This window comes from Endozoicomonas atrinae (genome assembly GCF_001647025.1).
Classification (GTDB): Bacteria; Pseudomonadota; Gammaproteobacteria; order Pseudomonadales; family Endozoicomonadaceae; genus Endozoicomonas; species Endozoicomonas atrinae.
The window spans coordinates 1-334 of the sequence record NZ_LUKQ02000837.1; the positions used below are offsets into that span (position 1 = coordinate 1).

The following is a 334-nucleotide window of genomic DNA, read 5'->3' on the forward strand; positions in this document are numbered from 1 at the left end:
GACCACGCAACCCCTCCCGGTAACCGGTAATCCATTGATAGGTTGAATAGCCGGCAATCCCCAACCCGGCCGCAGCACCAAAAAGGGAACCTGTGGTAATTCCGACAGTAGCAGCTGTTGACGCCGTTCCGACAGTAGCAGCTGTTGACGCCGTTCCGACAGTAGCAGCTGTTGACGCCGTTCCGACAGTAGCAGCTGTTGACGCCGTTCCGACAGTAGCAGCTGTTGACGCCGTAGCGGCATTTACCGGGCAAACATCACTGTGCGAAAAATCCAGCGCATCCAGCCATTCAGTTCTCGAAGAGCAATTGGCTGTTAACACACGTTGGTCTGC

Annotated in this window: 1 protein-coding gene; it reads right to left on the minus strand. The window is 55.7% G+C overall.

Annotated elements, in window-relative coordinates; translation table 11 throughout:
• Positions 1-334: hypothetical protein (locus AK963_RS34590; RefSeq protein ID WP_238593920.1), on the minus strand; the 334-nt coding region annotated here is incomplete at both ends.